The organism is Mesorhizobium sp. M8A.F.Ca.ET.021.01.1.1, from assembly GCF_003998025.1.
Lineage (GTDB): Bacteria > Pseudomonadota > Alphaproteobacteria > Rhizobiales > Rhizobiaceae > Mesorhizobium.
This window is the reverse complement of sequence record NZ_RZSJ01000701.1, coordinates 1-2892: the sequence shown is the minus strand read 5'-3', so window position 1 is coordinate 2892 and position 2892 is coordinate 1. Positions and strand designations below refer to the sequence as shown.

The 2892-nt window shown below is 63.1% G+C and carries 3 protein-coding genes and 2 pseudogenes; all 5 read left to right on the top strand.

The features are described from left to right. A pseudogene (locus EOA36_RS32475) lies at window positions 1-399 on the top strand (pyridoxal-phosphate dependent enzyme); the annotation flags it as partial. Beyond that, window positions 399-1142, top strand: a complete 744-nt coding sequence (locus EOA36_RS32470; RefSeq protein ID WP_127280902.1) for an alanyl-tRNA editing protein — start codon at window positions 399-401, stop codon at window positions 1140-1142. The pseudogene EOA36_RS32475 and the gene EOA36_RS32470, both read left to right, overlap by 1 nt. A gap of 36 nt (window positions 1143-1178) precedes the next feature. Beyond that, complete coding sequence (gene sseA, locus EOA36_RS32465; RefSeq protein WP_127280901.1) at window positions 1179-2045, top strand: 3-mercaptopyruvate sulfurtransferase; 867 nt, start codon at window positions 1179-1181, stop codon at window positions 2043-2045. A 4-nt stretch (window positions 2046-2049) separates the two neighbouring features. After that, window positions 2050-2613: a GNAT family N-acetyltransferase gene (locus EOA36_RS32460; protein ID WP_127280900.1), complete on the top strand. Its 564-nt coding sequence runs from the start codon at window positions 2050-2052 to the stop codon at window positions 2611-2613. A 98-nt stretch (window positions 2614-2711) separates the two neighbouring features. Then, window positions 2712-2892 (top strand): annotated as a pseudogene (locus EOA36_RS32455) (hypothetical protein); the annotation flags it as partial.

Sequence of the window (2892 nt, the reverse complement as noted above, 5' to 3'; positions counted from 1 at the left end):
GCGCTCTACAGTTTCTACACCAGCGGTGAGCTGAAGTCCGAAGGCAGTTCGATCACCGAGGGCATCGGGCAGGGGCGCATCACCGCCAATCTCGAAGGCTTCACGCCTGACTTCTCCTACCAGATCAAGGACGAGGACGCGCTGCCGATCGTCTTCGACCTGATCCAGGAGGAAGGCCTGTGCGTCGGCGGCTCGACCGGCATCAACATTGCCGGCGCGATGCGGCTGGCCAGGGATTTGGGCCCGGGCCACACCATCGTGACCATCCTTTGCGACTACGGCACGCGCTATCAGTCGAAATTGTTCAACCCTGACTTCCTGCGCGACAAGAAGCTGCCGGTGCCGGGCTGGATGGAACTGCAGAGCAAGATCTCGGTGCCGTTCGAAAAGGTTGCGTGATGGCGCACAAGACGGAAGCGCTGTTTCGCGACGATGCCTATCTCAGGACGGCTGACGCCACGGTCGTCGCCATCAATGAGCGCGGCGGCATCATTCTCGACCGGACGATCTTCTACGCAACCTCGGGCGGGCAGCCGGGCGACACTGGTCATATCGAACGTGCCGATGGCAGCCGCATCGCGATCGCCGCCACGATCACCGGCGAGACCAAGGACGAGATCATCCATGTGCCGGCGTCGGAGCAGGCCATGCTGCGGATCGGTGAGCGCGTGAACCTGCAGATCGACTGGGAGCGCCGGCACCTGCTGATGCGCATGCACGCTGCCTGCCATCTGCTGACAGTCGTCTGTCCATTCCCGATCACCGGGGCGGCGGTCTCCGAGGACGACAGCCGTGTCGATTTCGACATTCCGGACGCCAGCTTCACCAAGGAAGAGGTGACTGCCGGCATGATGGACCTGGTGCAGGCTGATCATCCCATCTTTACCAGGCTGATCAGCGACGGGGAATTGGGCGCCAATCCCGGCCTGGTAAAATCCAAGAACGTCAGACCGCCTGTTGGCACGGGCAAGATCCGTCTCGTCTGCATCGGTGAGAACGCCTCGGTGGACAGCCAGCCCTGCGGCGGTACCCATGTGAAGAGCACCGGCGAGATCGGCGAAATCCACATCGGCAAGATCGAGAAGAAGGGCCGGGAAAACAGGCGCTTCCGCATCCGCTTCGGCCCGATGCCGGTAAATTGAACAGACAGACACCGTCAAAGAGCGGCAGGAGAAAAGATGGCCGAAGACAGCGCTTTCACCGTCGATGCGGACTGGCTGCAGGAGCGGTTGGGCCAGCCGGGCCTGACGATCGTAGACGCCTCCTGGTATCTGCCGGCGCAAAAACGCGACGCGCGCGCCGAGTATGATGCAGCCCATATTCCAGGCGCCCGTTTCCTGGACCAGGATGCCGTTTCGGACCCCGACGCCGCCTTGCCGCATACGCTCGCATCGCCGCAGCATTTTGCTCAGTATGTCGGCGCGATGGGCGTTTCTGCGGATGACACCATCGTCGTCTATGATGGCCCAGGCTTTTTCTCCGCGCCCCGGGCATGGTGGATGTTCCGCGTCATGGGCGTCTTCCAGACCTATATTCTGGACGGCGGCTTCGATGGCTGGAAGGCGTCCGGCCGGCCGATAACGGCCGAACCGACCAAGATCGCGCCAAGTGTCTTTCATGCCGATTTCGACGCTGGTCGCGTCGTCGGCCTAGCCGACATGCGCCGGATCGTCGATACGGGGGCAAGCCAGATTGCCGACGCGCGTGGGGCAGGGCGCTTTACCGGTTCAGAGCCCGAGCCCCGCGTTGGCATCCGCTCCGGCCACATGCCGGGGGCACGCAATATCCCCTATTCGGCGCTTTCCGAAAACGGCAGGCTGCTGCCGAAGGACCGTTTGCGCAAGGTGATTGAGGACGCCGGCATCGACCTGTCGAAGCCCGTTGTCACATCCTGCGGCTCCGGTGTCACGGCCGCGGTGGTCACGCTGGCACTGGAGACGGTTGGCCACACCGACAACAGGCTTTATGACGGCTCATGGACCGAGTGGGGCGGATTGCCCGATACGCCAGTCGTGACCGGCCCAGCCACTACCGGCAAGGAATGAATTGATGGAAAACGGAGTGCTGCAGGACATTGAAGTCACGGTGACTTTTCTCGAAATGCATGCACCTCCGGCCGCCTCGCCACCGGTGCCCTACAACCGCCAGGTCGCACTGCTGAAGACCAGGGACATCCCCTTGCATTTCTACCGCTACCTGATGGACCGGGTGGGGCGCAAATGGCACTGGGTCAATGTTCTGAGGCTGAATGACGATGAGCTGTCGGCCGGAATCCACCGCGAGGATCGCGACATCAGGGTGCTCTATCTCGACGGCTCGCCGGCAGGCTTCTTCGACCTCAAGCCGCATCTGCCTGAGGAAGTCGAGCTCGCCTATTTCGGCATGATGGAACACGCCACCGGGCAAGGCATCGGCCGCTGGTTCCTTGGCTCGGCGATTGCCGCGGCATGGTCGCATGGGCCGAAAAGGGTGACGGTGCAGACCTGCACGCTCGACCACCCCGCAGCCCTGCCGCTCTACCAGAAGCTTGGTTTCAAGCCGGTCGCGCAGAAGAAGGAAATCGTGCATCCCCTGCCTTTCGCCGAGCGCTCGGCAAGCGTCATGCGGCCGTAACTCCAGCCGGAATCTGAACCTTCCGTTCATCGGCGCTTCAGCCTGTCTTTGGCATGTTGCCCGCATTGCCAATGCGGCCGAGGCCGAAGGAGAAAGACATGCTGACCCGACGTACTCTTGCCGCCGCGCTGATTGCGGCGATTGCCATGCCGAGCCTTGCCGCTGCCCAGGCGACGACGCCCTCGGCCGCGACGATCGAGCGAAAGCTCGAGGCGGCACCCCGGGTCAAGCTGCGGCCGAGGGCGTCGTCGCCTGGGCAGCGGCAAGGCTCGGCATGGC

Coding starts and splice junctions, on each gene's coding strand:
- EOA36_RS32470 (WP_127280902.1), top strand. CDS start 399: ATGGCGCACAAGACGGAAGCGCTGTTTCGCGACGATGCCTATCTCAGG.
- sseA (WP_127280901.1), top strand. CDS start 1,179: ATGGCCGAAGACAGCGCTTTCACCGTCGATGCGGACTGGCTGCAGGAG.
- EOA36_RS32460 (WP_127280900.1), top strand. CDS start 2,050: ATGGAAAACGGAGTGCTGCAGGACATTGAAGTCACGGTGACTTTTCTC.